23 protein-coding genes are annotated in these 26312 nt (G+C 63.4%); 11 read left to right on the forward strand and 12 right to left on the reverse strand.

Going from position 1 to position 26312, the window contains the following annotated elements:
- Window positions 1-22: 22 nt before the first annotated feature.
- From L0U82_RS17845 to flhD, 7 genes are all read right to left on the reverse strand, one after another.
- Window positions 23-553: a chemotaxis protein CheW gene (locus L0U82_RS17845; RefSeq protein ID WP_233832698.1), complete on the reverse strand. Its 531-nt coding sequence runs from the start codon at window positions 551-553 to the stop codon at window positions 23-25.
- 59 nt (window positions 554-612) lie between these two features.
- Complete coding sequence (gene cheA / locus L0U82_RS17850; protein WP_233832700.1) at window positions 613-2955, reverse strand: chemotaxis protein CheA; 2343 nt, start codon at window positions 2953-2955, stop codon at window positions 613-615.
- A 96-nt stretch (window positions 2956-3051) separates the two neighbouring features.
- Window positions 3052-3429: a response regulator gene (locus L0U82_RS17855; protein WP_233832702.1), complete on the reverse strand. Its 378-nt coding sequence runs from the start codon at window positions 3427-3429 to the stop codon at window positions 3052-3054.
- 82 nt (window positions 3430-3511) lie between these two features.
- Window positions 3512-4522: a flagellar motor protein MotB gene (gene motB / locus L0U82_RS17860; RefSeq protein WP_233832704.1), complete on the reverse strand. Its 1011-nt coding sequence runs from the start codon at window positions 4520-4522 to the stop codon at window positions 3512-3514.
- A 24-nt stretch (window positions 4523-4546) separates the two neighbouring features.
- Window positions 4547-5407 carry a flagellar motor stator protein MotA gene (motA, locus tag L0U82_RS17865; protein WP_233832706.1) on the reverse strand — a complete coding sequence of 287 codons (861 nt, stop codon included), beginning with the start codon at window positions 5405-5407 and terminating at the stop codon, window positions 4547-4549.
- Window positions 5408-5545: 138 nt separating this feature from the next.
- Complete coding sequence (gene flhC, locus L0U82_RS17870) at window positions 5546-6250, reverse strand: flagellar transcriptional regulator FlhC (protein ID WP_233832708.1); 705 nt, start codon at window positions 6248-6250, stop codon at window positions 5546-5548.
- A complete protein-coding gene (gene flhD, locus L0U82_RS17875) occupies window positions 6250-6570 on the reverse strand; it encodes a flagellar transcriptional regulator FlhD (protein ID WP_233833340.1) in 321 nt (106 codons plus the stop codon). The genes flhC and flhD overlap by 1 nt, the downstream gene beginning before the upstream one ends.
- Window positions 6571-7316: 746 nt before the next feature.
- Between flhD and L0U82_RS17880 the strand changes: the two genes are divergently transcribed.
- Window positions 7317-8381, forward strand: a complete 1065-nt coding sequence (locus L0U82_RS17880; protein WP_233832710.1) for a glycosyltransferase family 4 protein — start codon at window positions 7317-7319, stop codon at window positions 8379-8381.
- A 357-nt stretch (window positions 8382-8738) separates the two neighbouring features.
- Here the strand turns inward: L0U82_RS17880 and L0U82_RS17885 are convergent, their stop codons facing one another.
- Window positions 8739-9041 carry an H-NS histone family protein gene (locus L0U82_RS17885; RefSeq protein ID WP_233832712.1) on the reverse strand — a complete coding sequence of 101 codons (303 nt, stop codon included), beginning with the start codon at window positions 9039-9041 and terminating at the stop codon, window positions 8739-8741.
- Between the two features lie 281 nt (window positions 9042-9322).
- Here L0U82_RS17885 and aqpZ point away from each other — a divergent pair, with 281 nt between their 5' ends.
- The 3 genes from aqpZ (at window position 9323) to L0U82_RS17900 (ending at window position 11533) form a co-directional block, all read left to right on the forward strand.
- Window positions 9323-10063 carry an aquaporin Z gene (gene aqpZ / locus L0U82_RS17890; RefSeq protein WP_233832713.1) on the forward strand — a complete coding sequence of 247 codons (741 nt, stop codon included), beginning with the start codon at window positions 9323-9325 and terminating at the stop codon, window positions 10061-10063.
- 147 nt (window positions 10064-10210) lie between these two features.
- A complete protein-coding gene (locus tag L0U82_RS17895) occupies window positions 10211-10969 on the forward strand; it encodes a histidine phosphatase family protein (protein ID WP_233832714.1) in 759 nt (252 codons plus the stop codon).
- A gap of 285 nt (window positions 10970-11254) precedes the next feature.
- A complete protein-coding gene (locus L0U82_RS17900) occupies window positions 11255-11533 on the forward strand; it encodes a hypothetical protein (protein ID WP_233832716.1) in 279 nt (92 codons plus the stop codon).
- Between the two features lie 171 nt (window positions 11534-11704).
- Here L0U82_RS17900 and L0U82_RS17905 read toward each other — a convergent pair whose 3' ends face one another.
- On the reverse strand, window positions 11705-12526 hold the full coding sequence (locus tag L0U82_RS17905; protein WP_233832718.1) for a Cof-type HAD-IIB family hydrolase: 822 nt from the start codon (window positions 12524-12526) through the stop codon (window positions 11705-11707).
- A gap of 152 nt (window positions 12527-12678) precedes the next feature.
- Entirely contained in the window at window positions 12679-13560 is an 882-nt protein-coding gene (locus L0U82_RS17910; protein ID WP_233832721.1) for a BadF/BadG/BcrA/BcrD ATPase family protein, read from the reverse strand.
- 140 nt (window positions 13561-13700) lie between these two features.
- Here L0U82_RS17910 and L0U82_RS17915 point away from each other — a divergent pair, with 140 nt between their 5' ends.
- Both L0U82_RS17915 and L0U82_RS17920 read left to right on the forward strand, forming a co-directional pair.
- Window positions 13701-14297, forward strand: a complete 597-nt coding sequence (locus tag L0U82_RS17915) for a DNA-3-methyladenine glycosylase I (protein ID WP_233832723.1) — start codon at window positions 13701-13703, stop codon at window positions 14295-14297.
- A gap of 436 nt (window positions 14298-14733) precedes the next feature.
- Window positions 14734-15159, forward strand: coding sequence for a hypothetical protein (locus tag L0U82_RS17920; RefSeq protein WP_233832725.1), 426 nt, complete (start codon window positions 14734-14736; stop codon window positions 15157-15159).
- A 201-nt stretch (window positions 15160-15360) separates the two neighbouring features.
- Here the strand turns inward: L0U82_RS17920 and rpsU are convergent, their stop codons facing one another.
- Together rpsU and L0U82_RS17930 are read right to left on the reverse strand one after the other, a co-directional pair.
- Complete coding sequence (rpsU, locus tag L0U82_RS17925) at window positions 15361-15573, reverse strand: 30S ribosomal protein S21 (protein WP_007581560.1); 213 nt, start codon at window positions 15571-15573, stop codon at window positions 15361-15363.
- A 441-nt stretch (window positions 15574-16014) separates the two neighbouring features.
- The gene (locus L0U82_RS17930) at window positions 16015-16956 is read right to left on the reverse strand and encodes an aldo/keto reductase (RefSeq protein ID WP_233832727.1); all 942 of its coding nucleotides are present in this window, start codon (window positions 16954-16956) and stop codon (window positions 16015-16017) included.
- Window positions 16957-17253: 297 nt separating this feature from the next.
- Between L0U82_RS17930 and L0U82_RS17935 the strand changes: the two genes are divergently transcribed.
- From L0U82_RS17935 to L0U82_RS17955, 5 genes are all read left to right on the forward strand, one after another.
- On the forward strand, window positions 17254-18744 hold the full coding sequence (locus tag L0U82_RS17935) for a flagellin N-terminal helical domain-containing protein (protein ID WP_233832729.1): 1491 nt from the start codon (window positions 17254-17256) through the stop codon (window positions 18742-18744).
- A gap of 158 nt (window positions 18745-18902) precedes the next feature.
- The gene (gene fliD, locus L0U82_RS17940) at window positions 18903-20741 is read left to right on the forward strand and encodes a flagellar filament capping protein FliD (RefSeq protein ID WP_233832731.1); all 1839 of its coding nucleotides are present in this window, start codon (window positions 18903-18905) and stop codon (window positions 20739-20741) included.
- Between the two features lie 37 nt (window positions 20742-20778).
- Window positions 20779-21078 (forward strand): flagellar protein FliT, encoded by a 300-nt coding sequence (locus L0U82_RS17945; protein ID WP_233832733.1) that lies wholly within the window; start codon window positions 20779-20781, stop codon window positions 21076-21078.
- Between the two features lie 393 nt (window positions 21079-21471).
- Window positions 21472-24336 (forward strand): tetratricopeptide repeat protein, encoded by a 2865-nt coding sequence (locus L0U82_RS17950; protein WP_233832735.1) that lies wholly within the window; start codon window positions 21472-21474, stop codon window positions 24334-24336.
- A gap of 78 nt (window positions 24337-24414) precedes the next feature.
- Complete coding sequence (locus L0U82_RS17955) at window positions 24415-26307, forward strand: CDP-glycerol glycerophosphotransferase family protein (protein ID WP_233832737.1); 1893 nt, start codon at window positions 24415-24417, stop codon at window positions 26305-26307.
- Window positions 26308-26312: the final 5 nt, after the last annotated feature.

Here is a 26312-nt window from a genome sequence, read left to right on the forward strand (position 1 = left end):
GTGTTGTCCGTCAGTGCCGCGCTCAGATGCCGACCGTCTCGATGAGCGCCATTTCCTGGCTCGTCATCAGCTTCTCGATGTCCATCAGGATCAGCATGCGGCCGTCGACGGTGCCGAGGCCCGTCAGGTACTCGGTCGTCAGCGTCGCGCCGAATTCCGGCGCCGGCATGATCTGATCCATCGCGAGCGTCAGCACGTCGGACACGCCGTCCACCACCATGCCGACCACGCGATGCGCGACGTTCAGGATGATCACGACGGTCTGGTGGTCGTATTCGACGCGGCCCAGATGGAACTTGATGCGCATGTCGACGATCGGCACGATGATGCCGCGCAGGTTGATCACGCCCTTGATGAATTCGGGCGCGTTGGCGATGCGCGTGACGTTGTCGTAGCCGCGGATTTCCTGCACCTTCAGGATGTCGATTCCGTACTCTTCCGCGCCGAGCGTGAAGACGAGGAATTCCTGACCGCCGGCGTCCGCCTGCTGTGCGTCGCGGCGGCCGTTCGCTCCACTCACGACGCTCGAATTGATGGTTTGGACTTCTGCCACGTTAGCCCCCAAACGGTTGGGATGAATTGAGTTGAATGTGTGTTGTCACGCGAGGCCCGTCACGCCAGACTCATCGCGCCGTGCCCATGCGCATGGCGCGACTCGCGGTTCAGCGCCGCCACGTCCACGATCAGCGCGACGCTGCCGTCGCCGAGAATGGTCGCCGCGGAAATGCCGTGCACCTTGCGGTAGTTCGTTTCCAGATTCTTCACGACCACCTGCTGCTGACCGACCAGTTCGTCGATCAGCATCGCGAAGCGGCGGCCTTCGGTCTGCATGATCGTGACGATGCCTTGCGTGGGCTCCTGCTTCGCGTCGTGCACGTTGAATATCTCGTGCAGCGCAACGAGCGGCAGATATTCGCCGCGTACCCTTACCACGCGCTCGCCGTTGGCAACCGTGTAGATGTCTTCGGCGCGTGGCTGCAGCGACTCCATCACGAAGTTCAGCGGCAGGATGAAGATCTCGGCGCCGACCTTCACCGACATGCCGTCGAGAATCGCTAGCGTCAGCGGCAACACGATCCGCGTGGTGCTGCCCTTGCCCGCGTGCGACGTGATCTCGACGTGACCGCCCATCGACTGGATGTTGCGCTTCACCACATCCATGCCGACGCCGCGGCCCGACACGTCCGTCACCTGCTCGGCCGTCGAGAAGCCCGGCAGGAAGATCAGGTTCCAGACTTCCTCGTCGGTCATCGTTTCGCTGACCTGCATGCCCTGCTTGGCCGCCTTCGCGAGAATCTTGTCGCGGCGCAGGCCCGCGCCGTCGTCGCTCACTTCGATGACGATGTTGCCGCCATGGTGAGCCGCCGACAGCACCAGTTGGCCGGTCGAATCCTTGCCCGCCGCGCGGCGCGCTTCCACGGTTTCGATGCCGTGGTCGAGCGAATTGCGCACGAGGTGAGTCAACGGGTCGATGATCCGCTCGATGAGGCTCTTGTCGAGTTCGGTCGCCTGACCGAAGGTGACGAGTTCGACTTCCTTGCCGAGCTTCGCCGCCAGATCGCGCACCAGCCGCGGGAAGCGGCTGAACACGTAATCCATCGGCATCATGCGGATCGACATCACCGCTTCCTGCAGATCGCGCGCGTTGCGCTCGAGCTGCGCCATGCCGTTGAAGAGCCGGTCGTGCAGCGCCGGATCGAACGTGCTGGTGGTCTCCGCGAGCATCGCCTGGGTGATCACCAGTTCGCCGACCAGGTTGATCAACTGATCGACCTTCTCGACGCCGACGCGAATCGAGCTGCCTTCGGCGCCGGCCGCCGCGGCGGCCGGACGGGCCGCCTTGCGGTCCTGCTCGGCCGCGGGCGGCTTCGCTACCGGCGGTTGCGCGAGCGCTGTCGGCGGGACCGGCAGCGCAGTGTCCGCAGTGCTCGCCGCATTGGCCACACTGGCGGGTGCGGCGGTGTTGGCCACCGGGGCCGACGATGCCACAGATGCCGCCGGCGTGGCCGGATGCGCACCCGCCGCTGCGGCGGCGGGTGCGGCGTGTACTGCTTGCGCCGGCGGTTGGGCGGCAGCGTCGGGCGTTCCAGGTTCGCCCTGCTGCTCGTCATCCGCCGGCGCGGTGCCGCGGCCGATCGTGATCTGACTTTCGTCGATCACGAAGCAGCACACGGCGATGATGTCGTCAGAAGTTACGTCGGTCGAAAGCCACAGCGTTAGATCGCTGCCGCTCTTGACCTGCCCGACGATATTGCCCAGGTTGCCCAGCTCTTCGGCAAGCAGTTCCTGGTCTTTCTCCCCAACGCCCCGTAGCGTAATTTTCAGATGAGGACCGCCGGCGTTGCCGTCGGCGCTCCCCGCGGCTTGCCCGGTCTGTGCCGGTTCGCCGCCCGTCCATTCACCCGCCACCTGCACCGCCTGTTCGACGACGTGCTCGGGCGGGGTACCGCCTGGCTGCTGTGAGTGCGCGGCGAATGCCGCCTCCAGCTCCGCGGCTTCCACCTCCGCGGCGCTCGCGGCCGGCGCTGCTTCGGCAGCGGGTGCCGGCGCCATGCCGCCCATGCGGCTTTCCGCATGCAGCTGTTCGAGCTTCGCGCAGATCGCGCGCGCCACTTCCGCGTCGGGTTCGGCGCTCGCGCGATAGTCGGTCAGCTGGCCCGACAGCACGTCCTTGGTTTCAAGGAACGTGTCGATCATGTCCTTGCGCAGCACGAGTTCGTTGTTGCGCGCGCGATCGAGCAGCGACTCGAGAATGTGCGTCGTCTCGGTCAGCGCGGTAAAGCCGAAGGTCGCCGCGCCGCCCTTGATCGAGTGCGCGGCGCGGAAGATCGCCGCGAGGTCTTCGGGGTCCGGGTGGGCCACGTCGAGATTGAGCAGCAACTGCTCCATCTGCGCGAGCAGTTCATCCGCTTCGTCGAAAAACGTTTGATAGAACTGTGTGATATCGAGTGTCATGCCTGGTTCACCGCGAAAGTTCCTGTCCTGGCGCGGCTATCGGTTCGCCGCGTCGAGCGCTATCTGTACTGTGTCTGTGCTGGGTGTGAAGGTCGCTTACACGGGGTCCGGCTCGGCTAGCGCCGCCACCAGTTCGGTCAGCATGTCCGGGTCGAGCGGCTTTTCGATCCAGCCGGTCGCGCCCGCCTCGCGCGCGGCCGCCTTGAACGGCTCGCCCGATTCCGTCGTCAGCACGAGGATCGGCGTGCTCCGGTACGCCGGATTGCCGCGCAACGCGGTGATCAGATCAAGGCCCGTCTTGCCCGGCATATGCTGATCGGTCAGCACCAGATCGAACGACATCGCCAGCGCGTTTTCGAGCCCTTCAATACCGTCCGCCGCGAGCGTGACCTCATAGCCGGCGCTCGTCAGCGTCGCGGCGAGGATCTGCCGCATCGATGCCGAATCGTCGATTGCCAGGATGTGCCTGATCATGAAAACCTCGCTGCGCTTGACTTCCGGGCTGCCGGGCGGGCCGCGCCACCGGGGCGCGCCGCGGCCCGGCGGCCGCGGTCTGTTACTGGGCCGCCGGCGCGGGCGCCGTCGGCTTCGGTGCGGCCGTTACCGGCTGCGCAAGTTTTTGCAGCAGCGGCTTCGAGCCGGCTGCGTCGTCCGACAGCGTCGTGGTCGTCGAATCGTCGTGGTCGAGCGCTTCCTCCGACTTCTTGTTCAGCACGATGATGCTGATGCGGCGGTTTTCCGGGTCGAGCGGGTCCGCCTTGTTCAGGTTCTGCGTCGACGCGAGCCCGAGCACGCGCATCACCTTCGCTTCGTCCATACCGCCCGCGACCAGCTCGCGCCGCGACGCGTTCGCGCGATCGGCCGACAGCTCCCAGTTGCTATAACCCTTCTCGCCGCCTGCATACGGCACCGCGTCGGTATGGCCCTGCACGATGATGCGGTTCGGCACGTCGTTCAGCGTATGGCCGATCTCGCGCAGGATGTCGCGCATGTACGGTTCGACGACGTCGCGCGCGGTCGCGAACATCGGCCGCTTCTGCGAATCGACGATTTCGATGCGCAGGCCGGTCAGTGTCGAGTCGATACGGATCTGCTGCTTGAACTGGCGCAGCACCGGGTTGGCTTCGATCGCGGCCATCAGCTTGACCTGCAGGTCGTGCAGGCGCACCTGCTCCTGGCGTTCGAGCGCGCCTTGCAGCTGCTTCACCGAATCGTCGTTGTTGTGCGAAGTCGAATGTTCGGCGCGGCTGCTGCTGCCGTCGGTCGAGCGGGTCACGCCCTGCGCGTCGGTCGAGATGTCGCGGCCGCCGCCCTTCAGGATGGACGAATCTTCGGCGCTGCGATCGCCGCCCCACAGCGTGATCTTCAGCGGCTGGTTGAAGTAGTCGGCGATGCCGCGCAACTGCACGGTGGACGCCGAACTGAGCAGCCACATCAGCAGGAAGAACGCCATCATCGCGGTCATGAAGTCCGCGTACGCGAGCTTCCAGGCGCCACCGTGATGGCCCGCTTTCTTCGGCGAAGCGCGCTTGACAACGATTGCGCGGTCTTTGTCCTTGCTGCTCATCGGTTCGTCCCGTCGCCTTCTTTCTTATTTCGCCTTGACGCGGCGCACGTGCTCTTCGAGCTCGGCGAACGACGGACGCTCGGTCGAGAACAGCACCTTGCGGCCGAACTCGACGGCAATCGCCGGCGCGTAGCCGTTCAGGCTCGCGAGAATCGTCACCTTGATGCACTGGAACATCTTGGTCGACTCGGTCACGCGCTGTTCGGCGACGCTCGCGAGCGGGCCGATCAGACCGTACGACAACAGAATGCCGAGGAAGGTACCGACCAGCGCCTGCGCGATCATCTCGCCGAGCACCGCGGGCGGCTTGTCGGCCGAGGCCATCGTGTGCACCACGCCCATCACCGCGGCGACGATACCGAACGCGGGCATCGCGTCGCCGACCTTGTTCAGCGCATGCGCGGGCGCTTCGCCTTCCTGGTGGTGCGTCTCGATTTCCTCGTCCATCAGGCTTTCGATCTCGAACGCGTTCATGTTGCCGCCGACCATCAGACGCAGATAGTCGGTCAGGAACTCGACGATGTGATGGTCGGCGAGGATCTTCGGGTACTGCGTGAAGATCGGGCTCTTCGACGGATCGTCGATGTCGGCTTCGAGCGTCAGCGTGCCTTCCTTGCGAGCTTTCGCCAGCAGCACGTACAGGAGCCCCATCAGCTCCATATAGACGTCCTTGTTGTACTTCGCGCCCTTGAACAGCGTCGGGATGACGCGCAGTGTTGCCTTGATCGTCTTCATCCCGTTACCGAGAATGAACGCGCCGAGGCCGGCACCCGCGATCATCAGCACTTCAACGGGCTGCATCAGCGCGCCGAGATGACCGCCTTCCAGCGCGTAACCGCCGAAAACGGACAATATCGTCACGAGTGTTCCCACGAATATCAGCACTGCCGAGCCCTCACAAAAAGCGACGTTGACCGTCGTTAAACTGGTTTACGGCAACGGCGCGAAAAACTTTGGGGGGAAACGCCGACCGTTAATCCGGTGTAAACCAGAGGAATTCGCCGCCCGCCGGGCGTGCGACGGTTAGAGGCCGGCGACGGCGCTGGGCGCCCGGGTGGCAGCGGCGCGCGCGGCGTGGGCCGCCTCGCGGACTGTGCGGCTTGCGCGGGCCGCCTTGCCGGTGGGGGCGCTGGGGCCGATAGCGCCGGTGGGGCCGGCCGCTTGCGGCGCGGCGCGGAAGTCGGCGGATTGCTCCGCCGGCTGTGATTGCACGGCCCGCCTGGTTTTGCCCGCGCGCGACGGCGGCTGACACAGCCCGCAGACGAACCCATGCTGCGGATCGTGCGCGTGTGCGACGAAATGCCCGCCACAGCGGCGGCAGGCGCTCGTTTGCAACAGCCCGGAATCGAAGAAGCGCACCAGCGTCCATGCGCGCGTCAGACTGAGCACCGGCTCGTCGGCGTGCAGCTGGACGTGCTCCAGATAAAGCCGGTAGCTCTTCACGATCGCCTCGATCGTGCGGCAGCCGCCGTGACCGGCGATGAAGCGGTAGATGTTATAGAACAGCGACGAATGAAAGTTCGGCTGCCAGGTCATGAACCAGTCGGCCGAAAACGGCAGCATGCCCTTGGGTGGCGACACCCCTTTCAGTTCCTTGTACAGCCTGATCAGCCGGTCGCGTGACAGACTGGTTTCCGCCTCCAGCAGCTGCAGGCGGGCGCCCAGCCCGATCAGTTCGATCGCAAGAGTGATGTCCCTGACTTCGAGTACGACGCTCTTACCGGCCATCAGCCGATCTGCTCGACCGGCTGGCCCGCCATCAGGATCGCCGAGTGCGCCTGCGCGACGGCGCTTTGCTTGCCCTTGTCCGCGAGGGCCGACAGCACTGCGTGATCGTCGAAACGGAATCGGCACAGCATCTGGTTGGACGCCGCGAGCTTGACGGTCTGAGCCAACGACAGATTGGCGAGCACATCCGCCAGCTGATCCGAAATTCCCATGCGAAACATGCCCATCGGCTTATCTTCGCGCAACAGACGCTGTGCGAGTAGCAAATAGGACAGGTTGACTTCTCTGATCTCATTGAGCATATCGCTCGTGCTCATGATTTCCCCCGTACATATAAGCGGCTGGTCAGGCCGTTTTGCGGAAACGTTTGCCGAACGCGCAGCGTTACGCAGCGCGACTCGGTCGTTTCTGGTCTTGAGGCATTGTGTCTAAAGGGGGGGCTGACGAAAATCGGAGAGACACCCCGGCGTCCCGCCGGATAAATCCGTCATTTGTGTAGGAATTTTTCCTACAGCCGGCGCCGCCGGAGAAGTAGCAGGTGGGATGAAAACGTTGCGCAGCGTGGAGTCGGCGATGCGCTTTAACATGACTGCGGCAGCTATTAGCCGTCCTGGATGGTGAGCATTCAGGCGCTTTTTTTCGCACCTTGAAATGCTGGGAAACAATTATAAGAGCTTTCGACTTTCGCACAACGCGGCTATTTCGAGTCTATTTTCCATTTTTTCGAAGTCCGGGCGCGGCGCTTGCTCGTGCGCGTTGACCCGCGTGGGCCCGCGTTGGCCTGTTGAGCGTTTGTTTAAGTATGCGGTTTGACGCTCCCCATCTATCGGGACGGCCCGCCATATGAGCTGTAACGGCGCGTGTTTCGCGCTGTAACAACATTAAGCGTTTGAAAAATGACTCGAATTAGCGTCGTCGATCCCGATAATGAACGCTAAGGGATTACCCGATGCAATTCCGAGCACCCCCGGGCGGCGGCTTACCGCGCCCAACCGTCCGTCAGGCATTCGCTTCATGCGCTACCCGCGCGCCGCTGTGCGAAGCCTCAGTGAACAGGAGAAACCGCATGCGAATCGCACAAATTGCGCCGCTGTATGAAGCTGTCCCCCCAAAACTTTATGGCGGCACCGAGCGTGTCGTGTCGTATCTGAGCGAAGCACTGGTCGATCTCGGACACGACGTGACGCTGTTCGCGAGCGGCGATTCGGTCACTTCGGCAAATCTGGAGGCGTGCTGGCCGCGCGCGCTGCGCCTCGATCCGACGATTCGCGACGCGCTGGCGCCGCACATCCTGATGATGGAAAAGGTGCGCAAGGTCGCGCACGAGTTCGACGTGCTGCACTTTCACCTCGACTACATGCCGTTTCCGCTCTTCACGACGATGGACACGCCGTTCGTGACCACGCTGCACGGCCGACTCGATCTACCGGAACTGCAGCCGGTGTTCGATACGTTCTCGCACGTGCCGGTCGTGTCGATTTCGGATTCGCAGCGCATCCCGCTGCCGCAGGCCAACTGGCTCAGCACGATCTATCACGGGCTGCCGGAGCAACTGCTGACGCCGCAGCCGCACAAGAAGCCCGAATATCTGGCGTTTCTCGGCCGCATCTGCCCGGAAAAACGCGTCGATACAGCCATCAAGATCGCTGCGCAAAGCGGTCTGCCGCTGAAGATCGCCGCCAAGGTGGACAAGGTCGACATGGACTACTTCAAGCGCGAGATCGAGCCGTTGCTGTCGATGGCGCATGTGGAATTCGTCGGCGAGATCAACGAGGCGCAGAAGCCGGAGTTTCTGTCGGGCGCCAAGGCGCTGCTGTTCCCGATCGACTGGTCGGAGCCGTTCGGCCTCGTGATGATCGAGTCGATGGCGTGCGGCACGCCGGTGATCGCGTTCAACCGCGGTTCGGTGCCGGAAGTGATCGACCATGGCGTGACCGGCTATATCGTCGAGGACGTGCAAGGCGCGGTGGCCGCGCTGCAGCGTCTCGATGAACTGTCGCGCACGGAAATCCGCGCGCAGTTCGAGCGCCGCTTCAGCTCGAAAACGATGGCGCAGAACTATGTCGACGGCTATTCGGCGTTGATTGAAACGACGCGCCGCCCGGTATTGCGTCAGGTGGCGGTCGGCTAAACGCGACTGGAAAGCGCGCCGGTGCTTTTTGTACACCGGCCGTTTCCAGTGCGCCCGATCCACATTTTGGGTGCGCGTTTTGAACGAATCGGCTTTGAACGCACCGCTTTGAACCCGCCGCTCTGAACGGGCAATAGAGACGAATAGCGAACGAATTCGAGCACGGAATCGTTTGCGCAAGCGAAAATTGACAATTATCTCGTCATCCGCACGAGAAAAAGCCGCCTCGCAAGGGCGGCTTTTTTAATGGCCCGACGGTTGTGCACACCTGCGGATTAGCGCGTAGTCAATAAGAGCAAAACACCAAAAATTACCTTCAGGCCGCTTTCATCCGCACTGCCGGGCTTCGCTTCGAACTCAGGCCGAGCCAATCAAAAAGCGCTCGCGATTCTTGCCGACGATCCATTTGGGCGGCTTGCCGCGACCGCTCCACGTATTGCCTGACTTCGGGTCTTGGTATTTCGCCGGCAGCGGCGCCTTCTTCGGCGGGCGGCCCCGCTTCGCGGCGACCGCAAAGCCGAGATCCTGCGCGGTCAGACCGTATTCGGCGATCTTTTGGCGGATGTCGGCGACGACATTGTCGATCTCCGTGCGGCGCGCTTCTTCTGCTTGTGCCTGTAATTTGGCGATCTGCGCCTTGAGGTCTGCGTATTGAGACATTCGGTTCTCCCCTTTCTAGAACTCATTCGACCGCAGACTAACTGTAATTATAAAAATTCGCAATGGCGGGTAATACCGGTTTAGGAAAGTTTCCTCAGATAATTATTAAACTGCGATGAATTGCAGAAGGTTCTTTTATCCCAAAATAATCACTGAGCCCGCTTTACCTTGACAATTTTTGACACTGGATTGGGATAGCCCTGTCTAGAATTGCGCGCTGAACACATGCATACGCGCTTAGCGATGCATGCTCCAGAAGCGTCTTTAAGGGATTACCAATCATGCAATTGTCAAAACGCCTGGTCGCCGAAGTGTTCGGCACCTTCTGGCTTGTCCTCGGAGGCTGCGGCAGCGCGGTTCTCGCAGCGAATTTCGCCGGACCGCTTCATGGTCTCGGCATCGGCTTCGTCGGCGTCTCGTTCGCGTTCGGCCTGACCGTGCTGACGATGGCGTTCGCGATCGGCCATATCTCCGGCTGCCATCTGAATCCGGCGGTCAGCGTCGGCCTGACCGTCGCCGGCCGCTTCCCGGCGCGCGATCTTCTGCCGTATATCGTCGCCCAGGTGATCGGCGCCGTGCTCGGCGCGTTCGTGCTGTCGTTGATTGCATCGGGCAAGCCGGGCTTCGATCTCGTCGCGAGCGGATTCGCGACGAACGGCTACGGCGAGCACTCGCCGGGTCATTACTCGCTCGTCGCGGCATTCGTTTGCGAAGTGGTGATGACGGGCTTCTTCCTGTTCGTGATTCTCGGCGCGACCGATCGCCGCGCGCCGGCCGGCTTCGCGCCGATCGCGATCGGCCTGTGCCTGACGCTGATCCATCTGATTTCGATTCCGGTCACCAACACGTCGGTCAACCCGGCGCGCTCCACCGGCCCGGCGCTGTTCGTCGGCGGTGCGGCGATCGATCAGCTGTGGCTGTTCTGGGTCGCGCCGATTATCGGCGCGGTGATCGCGGGCGTCCTGTATCCGCTGATCGCCGGGAACCGCAGCGAGACCGCGCGCACGCTCGCGCTCGACTGATAGATCGTTGCGCGGTCCACGTAGTCGATAGGAACGGGCGCCTCGGCGCCCGTTTTTTTGCGCTGGGCGATGCGGCGCACCGGACATCGGTTCGCGCGGCCCGCTGCTAGAATCGGGCGACCTCCCGGCTTCGCACAGGTGCTATCGATGAACCGTTTCCGCGGATTCCTGCATGGCGTCGCATTCGTGCTCAGTGGCTTGTGTATCGGTGGGCTCGCGACGCCCGTCGCGTACGCGGCTAATGCTGCGGCTAGCGCAGCGACGGTGGCCACGTCCACCGCTGCCGCCGGCGATGTCGAAACGCTCGTGTTCGTGCGCCACGGGGAAAAGCCCGCTCAAGGCTACGGCCAACTCGATTGCCAGGGGCTCAACCGCGCGCTTGCCTTGCCGGCCGTGATCGCCGCGAAGTTCGGCAAACCCGATGCGATCTATGCGCCCGACCCGGGCCAGCAGAAAGACGACGGTGGCCATCGCTACTATTACGTGCGTCCGCTCGCGACGATCGAGCCGACCGCGATTCAATTCCAGATGCCCGTGCAAACGCCGTATGGCTTCGAGCAGATCGATCAGCTCGGCAAAGCGCTCGTCGATCCGGCTAACCGCGGCAAGCTGATCGTGATCGCGTGGGAGCACAGGCTGATCGAAAAGCTGTCGCGCCAGATGCTGAGCGCGCACGGCGGCAACGCGGCCGACATACCCAAATGGCGCAGCGGCGACTTCGACAGCATCTATATAGTTCGGCTCGATTGGCGCGACGGTACGCCTCGCGCGAGCTTCAAACACGATCGTGAAGGGCTCGACGGGCGCGCGGCCGATTGCCCTTGCGCGGCGTTGCCGGGAGCGGCGGCTTCGACTTCAGTTTCGCCGGCTTCGATTTCAGCCGGGTCCGGGAGTTCGGCAGATTAATCGGGTAATACAGATGTAAGCCACGATTACGCGCGTCACCGGTTAAATCGGATAGCGCGCGCGCATCGGCGTTTGCCTGCCTCGTGCTGCTCTTCGGGATTGCCCATGCGGCGCGGCTTTCAGCGAAACGTTCCCGTTCGCCGCGACCACCGCGAGGCTTTTCCGTCCCCCTTCGATTGCCTCGACGATGCTTGCAGTCCGTAACATCTCGTCGCAGTCCGCGTCGCCCCGAGTGCGTACATTGGTCCTGTGCGACAAACCTACGTCGCGTCACAGGAGAGCAACATGAAACGCATCGTCACTCACTTGCTGGTAGCTGCCGGACTCGCGGCGGGCGCATGCGGTGTCGCCCAGGCGCACACGGATCTTAGCGTCGGCCTGTCGCTCGGCGCGCCGGCTTATGCGGCACCGACGCCGGTGTACTACGGCTATAGCGGCTGGAATCATCGCTACGACCACGGCTACTACGCCCGTGACTATCATCGCTACGACCGCGGCTGGGGTCACGACAACCGCCGCTGGGGCCACGATGACCGCGGTGGGCATCGCGGATGGCGCGACTGACGGGCGTGGGTCGGCGGGAATCCATCTGATGCCGATCCGCCTTGGGCGCGGTGAATGACCGTTGATCGTGGCTGACGATCGACAATCGATGAGGCCGGTCGAAGCCACCTCACAGCACGAAGTGTGCGGCCCGCATCCGCTAGCGTGGATGCGGGCCGGTTTTATTCCGGCTCACGACGTCAGTTCGTCGTCGAGCGAAAAGAGCTTGCGCAGATGATGCGCGACGCCCGCCTCGAAATTGTTGCCGATGCGTGGCACGTGAGGCAGACGGGTGATCAGATCGGGATTGGCGTTGTTCATCATGAACGGATGACCGGCCGTCTCGAGCAAGTCGATGTCGTTCATGTTGTCGCCAAACGCGACGCAATGCGCCGCGTCGACACCGAGGCGCTCGAGCACGATCTGCAGTGCGCGTCCTTTCGACACGTTCGACGTCATCACTTCCAGACAGTCCGGCAGCGAATAGGTCACGTACAGATGCTCGCCGAATTCACGCTCGAGGTTCGCGGCCACCTGCGCGAGATCGGCGGGGTCTCCGATGTAAAGCGCCTTCGCGATATCGGCGCCATCGTGGGCCGGCAGGTCGGTTATTTGATAGGTAAAGCCCGAGTCCCGATGGAACTTCAGCAGATCGGGCGCATCGCGATCGATCAGCCACGCGTCGTCGGCAAACAGATTCACGATCACGCGGCCATGCGCGCCGACGATTTCCGGTTGCACGAGACGCTGGACGATCGCGGGCGGCAGATCGTCGGCGTGGATGACCGTGTTGTCCGGCGCGTGAATGCGCGCACCGTTCGACGTAATCAGATAAGGCTTGATGCCGAGCAGATCGCGGATGCCGGCGACATCGCAATAATGCCGCCCGGTGGCGATCACGAATTGCAGCCCATCGCTTTCCAGCTTGCGCACCGTGGCAACCGTGAACGGGTCCACCTGGTGATCAGCGTTGAGTAGCGTGCCGTCGAGGTCTGTGGCGATGACTTTGTACATGGTGAGAGCCTGCGGCCGTGGGCCGTCGGGGCAGCGACAAAGTGCGTATTTTACCGTTGCTGGCTGGGGCGCTGGATCAGAGAGGAAGCGATTAGCGCTCGCGGCTCGCGCTCTGTGCGCTCGTTGCGTTCTTCCACTACTCCCCCACTCCGTCAACCGGCAAGCCGTTCCGCCTCTCGCCTTGCGAGCTGCAATCCGCCATGCGCGGAATCCGCCATTGGCTCACGCAACCGTGCCTGATAAATATCCGGCACATAGTCGCGCAATGGCGCACCAAGCCCACCGCACAGAGCGACCGGCAACGTTCCCGTCGCATCCAGCGCCGCGATCATCTTGCCGACCTCGACGCCAGCCGCGTCGAGCAGTCGCGCCGCGAATGGATGCGCGCGGTGTTGAACAGCGATCGGGGCGAGCCGCGCGTAAGCGGTTTGATTGGCCTCGCACAACCACACGACCAGACTGTCGCGATCCTGCGCTCCCGTATGCGCAAGCAGCGCCTCGACGAGCTCATCGCGCGGCACGCGACCATCAAGCGCCTGCTGCGCATGCACGATCAACCTGAGCCCAAGCCACGCGCCGCTCGCTTCGTCGCCCGACGGGAAGCCATAGCCGCTTGCCATACGAAATTCGCCGTCGCTCGCGAGCGACGCCGCCACGCTGCCTGTACCGAGCGCGACGATCACGCCAGGCGCGCCGCCATGCGCGCCGAGCAGCGTCGTGTAAGCGTCGGACTCAACGGCAAGCCCGGCCAGCCTGGGTGCCTGCGCGTAAAACGCCGCGAGCCAGTCGCGGTTATTCACGCCCGCGAGTCCGCAGCCGAGCACGCAGCGCGACCAGTCCGGCGTCACCCCGGCCCGCTCGAACGCTTCGCCGCAAGCCGCCTGAATGGACTGCCACGCGAGCGCGATGCCGAGCCCGAGCCCCGACGGTCCGCTCGCCGCCTGTGCCAGTTCGCGGCCCTGGGCGTCACCGAGCACAACACGCGTACCGGTACCGCCGCCGTCGACGCCAATCAGAAAGTAGTCGTGAGTCATCGAATCGAATCAGTCCGTGGGTGAGTTAATGCGTAGCGTGGCAGGTCACGTGCGATCCGGCAATTAGCCGAACGGCCAGCTTGCGGCGCGCGCAGCTTCAGCTATGCTGGCGAACGAAATGGCCACGCGGGAGCGCGACAGTGACACAACGATGCAACTGGGTATCGAGCGAAGCGCTCGCACAGTACCACGACACCGAATGGGGGGTGCCCTCGCGCGACGATCAGCACCTGTTCGAAATGCTCGTGCTCGAAGGCGCGCAGGCGGGTCTGTCATGGTCGACGATACTCAACAAACGGGCGGGCTATCGGCGCGCATTTGCCGATTTCGACATCGACAAAGTGGCCCACTTCGCGCCAAAACACGTCGATGCGCTAGTCACCGACGAAAGCATCGTGCGCCATCGCGGCAAGATCGAGGCGGCGATTCTCAATGCGCGCGCCGTGCAACAGATTCAGGCCGAGCACGGCTCGCTCGCGAACTTCGTGTGGTCGTTCGTCGACGATACGCCGATCCAGAACGAATGGGCTTCGTACAAGCACGCGCCGGCGTCGACAGAAATATCGGACGCGCTGAGCAAGGCGCTCAAACGCTATGGCTGCAAATTCGTCGGCTCGACGATCTGCTATTCGTTCATGCAGGCGATCGGCATGGTGAACGATCACGAAACGACCTGTATGTGTCGCGCGCGATGCGCGTCGCTGGGTAAGAAAGGGCGCCGCCGCAAGGCGGGTTGAGGGCTCACCCCGGGGCGCTGTGCGGGGGCCGGGCGTCTTCGATGCTTAGTGCCGTGGGTCTAACAAACGTGTAGGGCCTGGGGAAATTCCCGAGCCGTTCGACTAACTCCCCAGCGCTAGCCGCGGAGCGCCGACTGGTGGGCTGCGGTCGTCCGCAGTCATGCCAACCGCGGATCCAATCCGCTTATCCGGTAAAGCCCTGCTGTGCTTCCGGCAGACGTCGGTCGTTATACGGTTATGAGCGGTGAGGATCAGGAAGCGATGGCGGACCAGCGAGCCTCAGTCGGGCCCCGCCCCAAAACCGGGGAATTGAAGCCTTTTCGCCACGTTAGTCCGCCCTTCGCCGAGCGACGCACGCTGGATACTAGCCTTCATCCGCTTGCATCAGGCACGCTCAATAACGAATAACCGCCGCCTCGGGCGCGGGAGACCAACCATGAAAACGCTGAGTTTCCTGACTCATCAGGACATTTTCGATCGGGCCGTGACACATTTGTTCGGCCAGAAACGCGCGGCGCTGCTACCAAAGGGAGGCGGCGCTTATCGTGGCTATTGCGGCGGCTGCCCGGTCGGCAGCTTCATCAAGCCGCGCGACTATATGACGGCAATGGAAGGCATCCCGGTGCGCTTTATCGGCAAGGCATCGGCGGAGGTCCCTGCTTATATGGACGTCGGCATATCTGCACTGAAAAAGGCGCTGCTTCGTGCACGCATCAATGTGTATGACCCGGCGACCATCGATCTGCTGAGTTGCCTGCAGAATGTGCACGACGTTTTCGGCACATGGGAGTGGCGCGAGCGGCTGGGCTCGATCGCGCGGCAATTCGATCTGTCCGCCGAGCGGCTCAGAAGCGCGGCTTAACCGGCAGTTCCGGCAGACGGCGGCCGCGACAGGAAACGCGACGCCCTCTGCCATATGAGCGCACGAAAGCCATCGCATTCGGGTGTGCGACAGCTCGAACTCACCAGGATGAGATGTGCGTATCGGCCGCCCAAAAGCAAAACGGCGATGTGGCTTCTTTCGAAGCTCACACCGCCGTTCGGCGTGTGCAAAAAAGCGTGCTTAATGCAGCTTTTTCGGCAGCATCTGGCTGCGCAGGCGCTTGTGCAGGCGCTTCACAGCAGCAGCCTTCTTGCGCTTACGAGCGGTCGTCGGCTTTTCGTACGCTTGGCGCTCACGCAGTTCTGCGATCAGGCCATTCTTTTCGATTGCGCGACGAAAGCGGCGAATTGCCACTTCGAACGGCTCGTTTTCCTTCAGAAGAATCGTCGTCATGTAATTCCTAACTCAATCACTAGATACGGGTTTAATTGCATGGCGGTAGCCGTTCAGGCAACCACTCACGCGCCGGCCCTCCGGTCGCTTCGATTCATGGCCAGTAACAGGCAAACGCAGGGCAGAAAAGCAACCCCGGCCAAACCACAAATGAAGCGAGAGGCAAAGCGGCCACGGAGGCCGGAAAAGAGAGGTGGAGAATTCACCGCGGAACGCGGACAGACGTGAAACAAAAGCCGCGTCTGTTGCCGTTTCGCCAACCTTTCATCAATGAAAAACACTGACGAAACAGGCAAAGATCTCAATTCACTCGCGATGATAGCAGGAAACTCTCCATCCTACCAGGGGTTTGGCCGTTGCGCCAGGCTTTTCCCTGGCCTCCGACCGCGATGTAATCAACGCGCCTCGCCACCCGCAGTCCGCGCTTGCCGCCCCGTGTGATCAGGCGCTCGCCGCATTCAGTTCGCGGATGTCGTCGGCGGTCAGCGTAAGCTGGACTGCGGCTGCGAGGCTCTCAAGCTGGTCGACCGAAGTCGCGCTGGCAATTGGGGCGGTAACGCTCGGACGCGCGATCAGCCAGGCCAGCGCAATCGCCGCCGGCGTGCTGCGGTGCCGTTCGGCGGCGTGATCGAGCACGCCGAGAATCCGCAGGCCGCGCTCGTTCAGATACTTCTCCACCCGGCTGCCCCGCACCTTGCCGGCCAGATCTGCCTGACTACGATACTTGCCCGACAGGAAACCGCTCGCGAGACTGTAATACACGACCACACCGAGATGATTCGCGAGCGCCACCGGCTCGCTGTCGCGCTCGTATTGCGCGCGGTCATACAGGTTGTATTCGGGCTGCAGCAACTGGTATTCGGGCAAGCCGTGCTGGCGCGATACCGCGAGTGCTTCCTCCACGCGCGCGCCGCTGTAATTCGACGCACCGATTACACGCACCTTGCCGGCCTCGATCAGTTTCTGGTACGCGCCGAGCGTCTCGGTCAGCGGAGTCGCCGTATCGTCATCGTGAGAAAAATAGATGTCGATGTAATCGGTCTGCAGGCGTCGCAGCGAATCCTCGACCGCCGCCTGAATGTTCGCGGCCGACAGCCCCTTGCGTTGCGGATGCTTCGACACCTTGGTAGCGAGCACGATCCGCTCGCGCTTGCCGCTTTGCCGGAACCACTTGCCGAGGATCGTCTCCGACTCGCCGCCCTGGTTGCCGGGCACCCATGCGGAATAGACATCGGCGGTATCGATGAAGTCGAGCCCCGCGTCGACGAACGCATCGAGTATCGAAAACGACGTCGCTTCATCGACGGTCCAGCCAAATACATTGCCGCCGAACATCAACGGCACGACCTGCAATTCGGAACGGCCAATCCTGCGTTTTTGCATGATTTCTCCGGAATCGATAACAGTGGGCGAACCAGAATACGCTCCCTTCCGATTCCCCGCAGCGCCCGCGTCAGGCAGGCTACGTGCGGCTTTCGGCCCGCAAGCAATGTCAGGTAAATCTAACAATTTCGCAACATCTCGAAAATAAATCCGATAAGGAATTACGAAAAGCGCCCTCAAGTTTTTTTTTCGAGGGCCGACATCCTGCTCAGAGGCGGCCAGCAACCAATCGAAATGCGTCCGCCCTTGTCAACGTGGCACAAGTCTTAAGGCTAAAACGCCTCTTGGGAGAAATTTATGCTCAGCATCAATAGCAACATCTCGTCGCTGGTTGCTCAACAAAACCTGAACGGTTCCAGCAGCGCGCTGTCGCAAGCCATCACCCGCCTGTCGTCGGGCAAGCGCATCAACAGCGCAGCGGACGACGCGGCTGGCCTCGCAATTTCCACCACGTTGCAAACCGCTATCACCGGTTTGACGCAAGGTGTGTCGAACGCCAACGACGGTACGTCGATGGTGCAAACGGCAAGCACGGGCCTGACGCAGATCACGCAAAGTCTGCAGCTGATCAGCCAGCTCGCGAACGAAGCAGCCGGCGGCTCGCTGTCGGGCAGCAACCAGGCAGCACTGCAACAGGAAGTCGCGCAGCAAGTCGCTGAAGTGAACCGTCTGGCTTCGCAAACCAACTACAACGGTATCAACCTGCTGAACGGCACGGCTGGTAACGTCAGCGTGCAAGTCGGCGCAAACGTCGGTCAAACGATCACGATCAACCTGAGCCAAGGCGTGTCGGCAGCGTCGCTCGGTTCGGGTCCGGTCCAGGTCGGCAACACGGTCGGCTCGATCACGGGTCTCGACCTGACGTCGTCGGGCGCAGCGAACTCGACAGGCGGCACGGGCGCGATCACCCAGATCAACATTCTGGCGAACGGCACGGGCGGCTTCACGTACACCGACCAGAACAACCAGGTCATCTCGAGCTCGGTGGCATCGAACCTGTTCACGGTGACGGGCTCGGCCAACGGTATCGACAGCATCACGCTGAACTCGGCCTCCGCGTCGAACGGTCTGTCGCTCGACAACGAAATGACGGCGATCAACAACTACTTCGGCAGCACGGACTCGGCGGGCAACGCGGTTTCGTCCGCAAACTCGGGCACGGTCCTCGGCAAGCTGTCGGGCCTGAACATCGACCCGACGTCGGGCAGCACGGCTGCAGCTGGCACGGCTAACGTGATCACGTCGATCACCGTCGAAACGAACGGCGCAGGCGGCTTCGCGTACGTCGACCAGAACGGCCACCAGCTGTCCAGCTCGGTCGCGGCTTCGGTGTTCTCGACGACGGGCGGCACGCTGTCGTTCGCAAGCGGCACGCCGAAGAGCACGATCTACGGCGCAAGCAGCACGGCAGCTACGTCGAGCGCCAGCCCAACCGGCACCTCGCTGCAGCAGATCAACTACACGAACCAGCCGACTTCCGTCGCGCAGGTCGACGTCAGCACGACCGCTGGCGCGAACCTCGCAATGGAAACGGTCGCCAACGCACTGTCGACGATCAGCAACATTCAGGCAACGCTCGGCGCGGCACAAAACCGCCTGACCGGTATCGCCACGTCGCAGCAAGCTGAATCGACCGACCTGTCGAGCGCGCAATCGCAAATCACGGACGCGGACTTCGCACAGGAAACCGCTAACCTGAGCAAGGCGCAGGTTCTGCAACAAGCTGGTATCTCGGTGCTCGCACAGGCCAACTCGCAGCCGCAGCAAGTGCTGAAGCTGCTGCAATAAGGTAGTCTTCGCAGTCGACGCAGGTGGGCCGTCAACGTAACGCGGTCCATCTGCGCAAGAATTTTCAACGGGAGGCACGGCCTCCCGTCAGCACGTCCTGACCCAACACTTCAGATACGGCCACGGTCACGCGGTCGAGAGCACGCAGGGAGCTTTTCATGTCGACTATCCCCGGTACTTCCAACGCAACGTCAGGGAGCCAATCGTCCGCACAGGCAGCGGCAGCCGCGGCCCAGGCCGCGCTACAGGCGGCGGCCCAGTCGATCATCGGCGGCTCCACGGGCAACTCTCTCGATGTCGGCTCGCTGGTGTCGGCCCTCGTCACTGCCAAGGTCGCCGGCCAGACGCAGGCATTGGCCACCCAGACCAGCACCGACAACGCCCAGATCTCGGCCCTCGGCCAGCTGCAGGCCTCGCTGGCGCAGTTGCAGGTGAATATCGCGCCGCTGTTCAACGGCTCGATGCTGACCGCCTTCACCGCCTCGGTGACCGGCACCGCCATCACCGCGAGCGCCGGCAGCGGCGCGGTAGCGGGCACGTACTCGCTGAACGTATCGCAGGTCGCCAGCGCGCAAAGCCTGACCTCGGGCGCCTTCAGCACCAGCGCGGCGCAGTCGCTCGGCACCGGCACGTTGAGCGTGTCGGTCGGCGGCAAGTCGATGGACGTCGATATCAACGCGTCGAACAACAGCCTGAGCGGCATCGCCGCCGCAATCAATTCGGCGAACGACAACCCCGGCGTATCGGCGACGGTCGTCACCGGTTCGGACGGCTCGCACCTCGTGCTGAGCTCCAAATCGACGGGCGCGGCCAACACGATCAACGTATCGGTGTCGAACGCAAGCTCCGGTTCCACGCTCGGCAACCTCGCCGTATCGACCAGCACGACGGTCAGCTCCAGCTCGCTGAGCTCCACGCAGGCCTCGGCGCTCGGCGCCGGCACGATGGCCGTCACGGTGGGCTCCCAGACGCTGAACGTCAGCGTCGGCGCAACCGATAGCCTGACCGACCTCGCGAACTCGATCAATTCGGCGGCCACGGCCAAGGGCGCCGGCGTGACCGCGAGCGTCAGCACCGACGCAAGCGGCAACCAGACGCTCGTGCTGACACCGGCATCGTCCAGCATCTCGGTGTCCGCCACTGTGAGCGGCGCCACCTCCGGCAGCCCGCTCGCAGGCCTGACGATGGCCTCGCAGTCGCAGGTCAGCTCGTCGAGCGGCTGGGTCCAGGCATCGGCCGCAGCCGACGCCGTGTTCACGATCAACGGCACGCAAGCTACGAGTTCGACCAACGCGGTGACTACCGCGCTGCCCGGCGTCACGATCAACCTGACCGCCGCGGCGGTCGGCTCGGGCACGCAGACGCTGACCGTCGCACCGGACACGGCCACGGAAGCCACCGACATCAGCAATTTCGTCACCGCGTACAACGCAGTGATGAGCACGATCAGCTCGCTCACGTCGTACAACAAGTCCGCCGCGGCAGGCTCGCAAGGCGGCCCGCTGCTCGGCAATTCGATGGTCCAGAGCCTGCAGCTTTCGCTCGGCAATATCGTCAGCAGCAGCGTGTCGAGCTCCGGCGTGAGCGGTGCGCTCAGCTCGCTCGGCATCACGCTGAACCAGGACGGTACGCTGTCGCTGGATCCGAATGCGCTAAACAGCGCCGTGCAGACCGACCCGTCCCAGGTTGCGGCAGTCTTCAACCTGACCAACGGCATCGGGCAGCAGCTGAACGCGACCGTCAAGAATTACACGGCGACCTCGGACGAAGGCGGGCTGATCTCGCTGCAGACCGACGCACTGACGACCGACCTGAAGAACATCACCACGCAAACCACCGCGTTGACCGCGTACTCGAACCAGCTGACCACGCAATACAATGCTGAATTCACCGCGCTCAACACGTTGATGGCGAGCACGCAGAACGACACGCAGTATCTGACCGCACTGTTCGGCGGCTCGAACAGCTCGGGTGCGTTGTCCGACGCGAAGGGCTGATTCCGCAAGCGCGGCACACATCGGCAAAGGATAGAAAATGGAACAGGCACAACTGCTCGAACGCGTTCTGGCGCTGACCGAGGAAATCGACGAGGCAACTCGCATTGCCGACTGGCAGCGGGCAGCACAACTGTCCGAGCAGCGTTCCCCTCTGGTCCATTCGATCACCGCGCCGCAACCGCCGAGCGGACTCGCGCTCGTGCGCCGCATTCAGGCACTCGACCAGGCCACGCTGCAAAGCGCGAAGCTGGCGAGTACCGAACTCGCGACTGAATATCAGGCGGCAAGCCAGAATATTCAGGCCGCCCGGCAGTATCAGCGCGTCGCGCGGTTCTGAATTCTGAAGCGCGGCGCCGCCTCCCGCCGCGTCTTTAAGCAACCTCCGCCGGCAACTTCTTCACACGCTGCACGGTAGCGAGCAAACCAGCCGCCGATCCACGCGCGGCGCACTATCCCGCCCCAAGCCCGCCCGCCGCGGGCTTTTTCACATCCGCTCCCGGCCCCGTGAAAAGCGGGTGAATCCGCCCTTTACTCCGCAAATTGGTGCTGGCGCGCGTCGCTAGACTATTGAAAGGACGGTGCGCCCAGCTACGGACCATGCAAGCGGCCACACGAGCCGCGAGGCAAGCCATGCGCACGGGCGCTTGCGGCTTCGCCCGCGCGGGCGGCATCGTCATCCATGTCGCGCGGTTCGCCCTTACGAGCCCGGTCCGCGCATAAGAGGAAATGCATGACTATCGACATCGAGCTCCAACGGGCCGTGGAACATCACCGCGCGGAGCGGTTTTCCGAGGCGGAGCAGCTTTACCGCTCGATCCTGCTCGCCGAACCCGATCACCCCGATGCGAACCACAACTTCGGCCTGCTCGCGCTGCAGATGGACCTGTTCGAGGAAGGCCTGCCGTACTTCCGCGCAGCCGTCGCGGCGGCGCCTGAGCGTCGTCAGTTCTGGGCGAGCTATATCGAAGCGCTGAGCCTGAACGGACGTCACGACGAAGCGCGTGAGGTCTGCGAATCGGGCCGCCGACACGGTTTCACTCTGCAGGTGACGGACAGCGCCAACGCGGCGCCCACCGCCGAAACCGCCCCCGCCGACGAAGCCGAACTGCTCGCCAACGAATTCGCGCAGACCATCTCGACGCTGGTCGAGCAAGGCTCGTTCGAACAGGTAGAGACGCTCGCGCGGCAAATGACCGACACGTTCCCGGCGCGCGCCGACGGCTGGAAGTTTCTGGCCCACGCGGCGCTGCGGCGCGGCGATCTGGCCGCGGCACTGGCACCGCTGGAAAAGCTCGTCGCGCTCGCACCGGACGACCAGCTGTCCAGCCAGCATCTGTACGCCGCGCGTGCGATGCGCGACGGTCTCGTGCTCGACAGCCGCGGCGAATACGCGGCAGCGGGCAAGCTGTTTCAGGCCGTTCTCGAAACCTTCCCCGACTATCCGGAGGCGAGCCACAAGCTCGCCACCATCGCGATCCGGCTGCATCAGCCGGACGCCGCGATTCCGCTGCTCGAAAAGGCCATCGGCGCCAATCCGAATCAGCTCCAGTACTGGGCGCACTACGTCGACGCGCTGTTCCAGGCCGGTCGGCTGAAAGCAGCCTGGGTCGCGCTCGAAATGGGCCAGCAACGCGGCCTCGCGGGTCCCGCGATCGATCAGCTGATCGCGATCATGACGAAGGTCTCTTCGCAGCCGACCGTCAAGGTGCCGCGCCCGGTCTTCGCCGGCCCGCAGGAGGGCCTGCCGGTTCAGCCGGCAGACGCGCCGCGCGCCATCGAGAACGCGCCGGCCAAGCCCTCGCGCCCGCTTACCGCCGCCGAGGAAAAGCAGTGCAAGGCGATCGCCGATCTGTTCAATCGCGGCAAGGTCCAGGAAGCGATCGACGGCGCGCGCGAACTGGTCGTGCGTCTGCCAGAGCATGGCTTCGGCTGGAAGGTGATCGGCATCTCGCTGCATCGCCTTGGCCGCTATGAGGACTCGCTCGAATACATCGAAAAAGCGCTCGAATTCTGGCCTACCGACATCGATCTGCTGATTCTGGCGGCCGGCATACTGCAGATGAAGAACCGCCTGCGCGAAGCGCACGTCTACTGCAGCCGCCTGCTGAAGCAGAAGCCCGATCACGCCGAAGGTCTGCGCGTGATGGGCGTGATCCTGATGGGCCAGGGACATCTGAAAGACGCCGAGGAAATCGGTCTGCGCGCGATCGAGGCCGCGCCCGACGCCGGCATGCCGGTGAACTCGCTGGGCGTCACGCTGATGAAGCAGGGCCGCCTCGACGAAGCGGCGGAGCTGTTCGCGCGCGGCGCGAGTCTGTCGCCCGACAACGACATGATGTACAGCAACCGCGCGTTCTGCGTCACGCACAGCGAAAACATGACGCCGGCCGACGTGTTTGCCGCGCATCGCGCGTTCGCCGACCAGTTCGAAGCGCCACTGAAGCCGCACTGGCCCAGGCACATGAACGGTAAGGACCCCGAGCGGCGTCTGCGAATCGGCTTCACGTCGGGCGACTTCTGCCACCACGCGGTGGCGAGCTTCTTCGAGCCGATGCTGATCGCGCTGCTGCGCGACCCGAGTCTCGCCGTGTACGGCTACTCCAGCACGCCGGTGAACGACGACGTGACCGCGCGTCTGCGCGGCCTTTTCAGCAGCAACTGGCGCGACGTCGTCGGCATGAAGGACGGCGCGCTCGCCGACCTGATCGCGACCGACGGCATCGACATCCTGATCGACCTGTCGGGCCATACCGCGCTGAACCGTCTGCGAACCTTCGCTTATAAACCGGCGCCGCTGCAGGCGAGCTGGATCGGCTATCCCGGCACGACCGGGCTCGACGCGGTCGACTACTTCATCGCCGATCGCTTCTGGGTGCCGTCGGAGCAGTTCCGCGACCAGTTCACCGAAAAGATCGCCTACCTGCCCGCGCTCGCGCCGTTCGAGGCCGACCGCATGTGTCCGCCGGTCAACGGCTTGCCGGCGTTGCACAACGGCTATGTGACGTTCGGCAGCTTCAACCGGCTCGACAAGCTGCGCCGCGACGTGATCGCGCTGTGGGCGCGCGTGCTGCGCGAAGTGCCCAATTCGCGTCTGATGATCGGCGCGATGCCGCGCGACGGCAACGGCGAGCTGGCCGAGTGGTTCGCCGAAGAAGGCATCGCGAGCGAGCGCATCGAATTCCGCGCGCGCTCGAGCGTGTCGGTTTATCTGCAGCAGCATCACCACGTCGACATCTGTCTGGACAGCTTCCCGTTCTCCGGCCTCACGACCGCGCTGCACTCGCTGTGGATGGGCGTGCCGACGCTGACGCTGCCCGCGCATACGGTGCCGGGACGTAGCGGCCTGACCGCGATGTCGCACGTCGGGCTCGAACAGTACATCGCCAGCGGCAAGGACGACTACGTGAACAAGGCGGTCGCGCTCGCCGCGGACATTCCGGCGCTCGCGACGTTGCGCTCGGGTCTGCGCGAACGTTGCAGCCAATCGCCGATGTTCCGCCCCGATGTCGTGGCCGAAAGCATGAGCCGCGCGCTGCGTGTGATGTGGCGGCGCTGGTGCGAAGGCGCGCCGGCCGAATCGTTCGAGGTGTCCTGAGCGGCGCCGACGTGCTCGCTTGCGAGCACGTTCGACAGACCGTTCCAGGTTCCATTTTTTGCCTTACCGAGAATCACCATGAATCAAGCACCGGCGCGACATCGCCACGATTCGGACCTGCTGCAGCTCATCCCCGTCACGTCGCAATCGGTCATCGAGATCGACTGCGGCAGCGGCGCGCTCGCGCATGAATTCAAGAAGCTGAATCCGTCCTGCGACTACTTCGGCGTCGATGCCGATCCGGCGGCCGTCGCGTTGGCGAGAATGCAGTGCGACGGTGTGGAAGTCGTCGATCTCGACTCGGCCAGCGAGCAGTTTTACGAGCAGCATCGCTCGCGCGAATGCTGGGTGCTCGGCGCCGCACTCGCGCGTGCGCGCGATCCGTGGGGCATCCTCGCGAAAATCGGCGACGTGCTGCCGGAAAACGGCTCGATCGTAGTCAGCATCCCCAACGCGCAGCATTGGTCGATTCAGGCGAGGCTCGCGATCGGCGACTTGCGCTATGAACGCGGCTATCTCGACAAAAAGCAGCTGCGCTGGTTCACCCGCACCACGATGATCGAGCTGTTCGACAAGGCCGGCTTCGACATGACCGACGGCTGGCCGAAGGTCGGCGACGAGCCTTTCGGCGAACCGTTTCTGCGCCAGGTCGGCGAGATGGCGAAACTCGCGGGCAGCGATCCGGATACCGCCATCGACGATGCGAAGCCGCGCCGCTACGTGGTCCGGATCACCGCGAAGCCGGACCGGCAGCGCGCGCGTCCGGTCGCCGAACGGCCGGTGCAGCTTCACGGCAACGGCCTGCTCGACGATGAGGCGTTCCGCGCCGAAGATCTGAAGGTGCCGAAAGACGACTACTGCTGGGCGTTTCCGGTGTGTGCGTTCGATCATTCGCTGGGCGGCAACGATCGCGCGGTGTTCGAAGTGGTCAAAAACGATCCGCGCATTCGCAAGATCATTCTGACGCGCAGCAAGGCGGTTCACGTCGACGGCGTGAACGTCGAGATCCTGCCGCTCGCGAGCCGCGCCGCGCAGGATGCGCTGATGCGCGCGCGCTATATCTTCGTCAAGCACGCGCCGCGTATCAACGTACCGTTTCCGCTCGACGCGAAGCAGCATCGCTTCATCAATCTGTGGCACGGCATTCCGCTGAAGCGGGTGGGCTACGCGTCGATCGATACCGCATCGCATCGCGACCATCTGGAAGCGGAGCACGTGTACAACCACGCGATCATCGCCTCGTCGAAGATGGACCAGCTGGCGATGACCGCGTCGTTTTACCCGCTGACGTTCCACGATATCTGGGTCACCGGCCTGCCGCGCAACGATCACATCACGCGTGAAGAAACCCGCTTGCCGACCGACTTCCAGGCGCAGCTCGCGCAGCTTCGCAAGGTGCTCGACGGCCGCCGGCTGGTGCTGTTCGCGCCGACTTTCCGTAGCGCCCAGGCGCAAAGCTACTACGCGTTCAGCGACGCGGAGCGCCAGGCGCTCGCCGATTGCCTGAATGCGCACGGCGCGGTGCTCGGCATTCGCGAGCATATGGCCGACAACGCGCACAGCTATTCGCAGAAGCTCTGCGTATGGGGCATGCCGACGGTGAGTCTCGATCGCGGCGGCTATCCGGAAATCGAACTGCTGTATCGCGAAGCGGCGGCGCTGATCACCGACTATTCGAGCTGCTTCATTGACTTCATGTTGACGGGCCGTCCGCAGATCAGTTTTGCGTACGATCTCGAACGCTACTCGACCAGCGAGCGCGGCCTCTTCTACAACCTCGACGAAGTGTTCCCGGGCCCGGTCTGCACCGACTTCAAGGCGCTGCTGACGTCGCTCGATAACGTGCTGCGCGAAGACCGTCGCGAGCCCGACGAGATCTACAAGCTCAAACGCAAGATGTTCTTCGAATATCTCGACGACCAGAGCGGTGCGCGCGTCGTCGAGCGGGTGAAACAGGAAATCGGGGGATGACGTGA

It is taken from the genome of Paraburkholderia sp. ZP32-5, from assembly GCF_021390495.1.
Classification (GTDB): Bacteria; Pseudomonadota; Gammaproteobacteria; order Burkholderiales; family Burkholderiaceae; genus Paraburkholderia.

Bases quoted from the DNA above. Each gene is read 5' to 3' on its own strand.
- L0U82_RS17955 (WP_233832737.1), top strand. From the start codon at position 24,415: ATGAATCAAGCACCGGCGCGACATCGCCACGATTCGGACCTGCTGCAG.
- L0U82_RS17930 (WP_233832727.1), bottom strand. From the start codon at position 16,956: ATGCAAAAACGCAGGATTGGCCGTTCCGAATTGCAGGTCGTGCCGTTG.
- L0U82_RS17935 (WP_233832729.1), top strand. From the start codon at position 17,254: ATGCTCAGCATCAATAGCAACATCTCGTCGCTGGTTGCTCAACAAAAC.
- L0U82_RS17855 (WP_233832702.1), bottom strand. From the start codon at position 3,429: ATGATCAGGCACATCCTGGCAATCGACGATTCGGCATCGATGCGGCAG.
- aqpZ (WP_233832713.1), top strand. From the start codon at position 9,323: ATGCAATTGTCAAAACGCCTGGTCGCCGAAGTGTTCGGCACCTTCTGG.
- L0U82_RS17900 (WP_233832716.1), top strand. From the start codon at position 11,255: ATGAAACGCATCGTCACTCACTTGCTGGTAGCTGCCGGACTCGCGGCG.
- flhC (WP_233832708.1), bottom strand. From the start codon at position 6,250: ATGGCCGGTAAGAGCGTCGTACTCGAAGTCAGGGACATCACTCTTGCG.
- L0U82_RS17880 (WP_233832710.1), top strand. From the start codon at position 7,317: ATGCGAATCGCACAAATTGCGCCGCTGTATGAAGCTGTCCCCCCAAAA.
- L0U82_RS17895 (WP_233832714.1), top strand. From the start codon at position 10,211: ATGAACCGTTTCCGCGGATTCCTGCATGGCGTCGCATTCGTGCTCAGT.
- motB (WP_233832704.1), bottom strand. From the start codon at position 4,522: ATGAGCAGCAAGGACAAAGACCGCGCAATCGTTGTCAAGCGCGCTTCG.
- L0U82_RS17910 (WP_233832721.1), bottom strand. From the start codon at position 13,560: ATGACTCACGACTACTTTCTGATTGGCGTCGACGGCGGCGGTACCGGT.
- L0U82_RS17920 (WP_233832725.1), top strand. From the start codon at position 14,734: ATGAAAACGCTGAGTTTCCTGACTCATCAGGACATTTTCGATCGGGCC.
- rpsU (WP_007581560.1), bottom strand. From the start codon at position 15,573: ATGACGACGATTCTTCTGAAGGAAAACGAGCCGTTCGAAGTGGCAATT.
- cheA (WP_233832700.1), bottom strand. From the start codon at position 2,955: ATGACACTCGATATCACACAGTTCTATCAAACGTTTTTCGACGAAGCG.
- L0U82_RS17905 (WP_233832718.1), bottom strand. From the start codon at position 12,526: ATGTACAAAGTCATCGCCACAGACCTCGACGGCACGCTACTCAACGCT.
- L0U82_RS17945 (WP_233832733.1), top strand. From the start codon at position 20,779: ATGGAACAGGCACAACTGCTCGAACGCGTTCTGGCGCTGACCGAGGAA.
- L0U82_RS17950 (WP_233832735.1), top strand. From the start codon at position 21,472: ATGACTATCGACATCGAGCTCCAACGGGCCGTGGAACATCACCGCGCG.
- L0U82_RS17885 (WP_233832712.1), bottom strand. From the start codon at position 9,041: ATGTCTCAATACGCAGACCTCAAGGCGCAGATCGCCAAATTACAGGCA.
- fliD (WP_233832731.1), top strand. From the start codon at position 18,903: ATGTCGACTATCCCCGGTACTTCCAACGCAACGTCAGGGAGCCAATCG.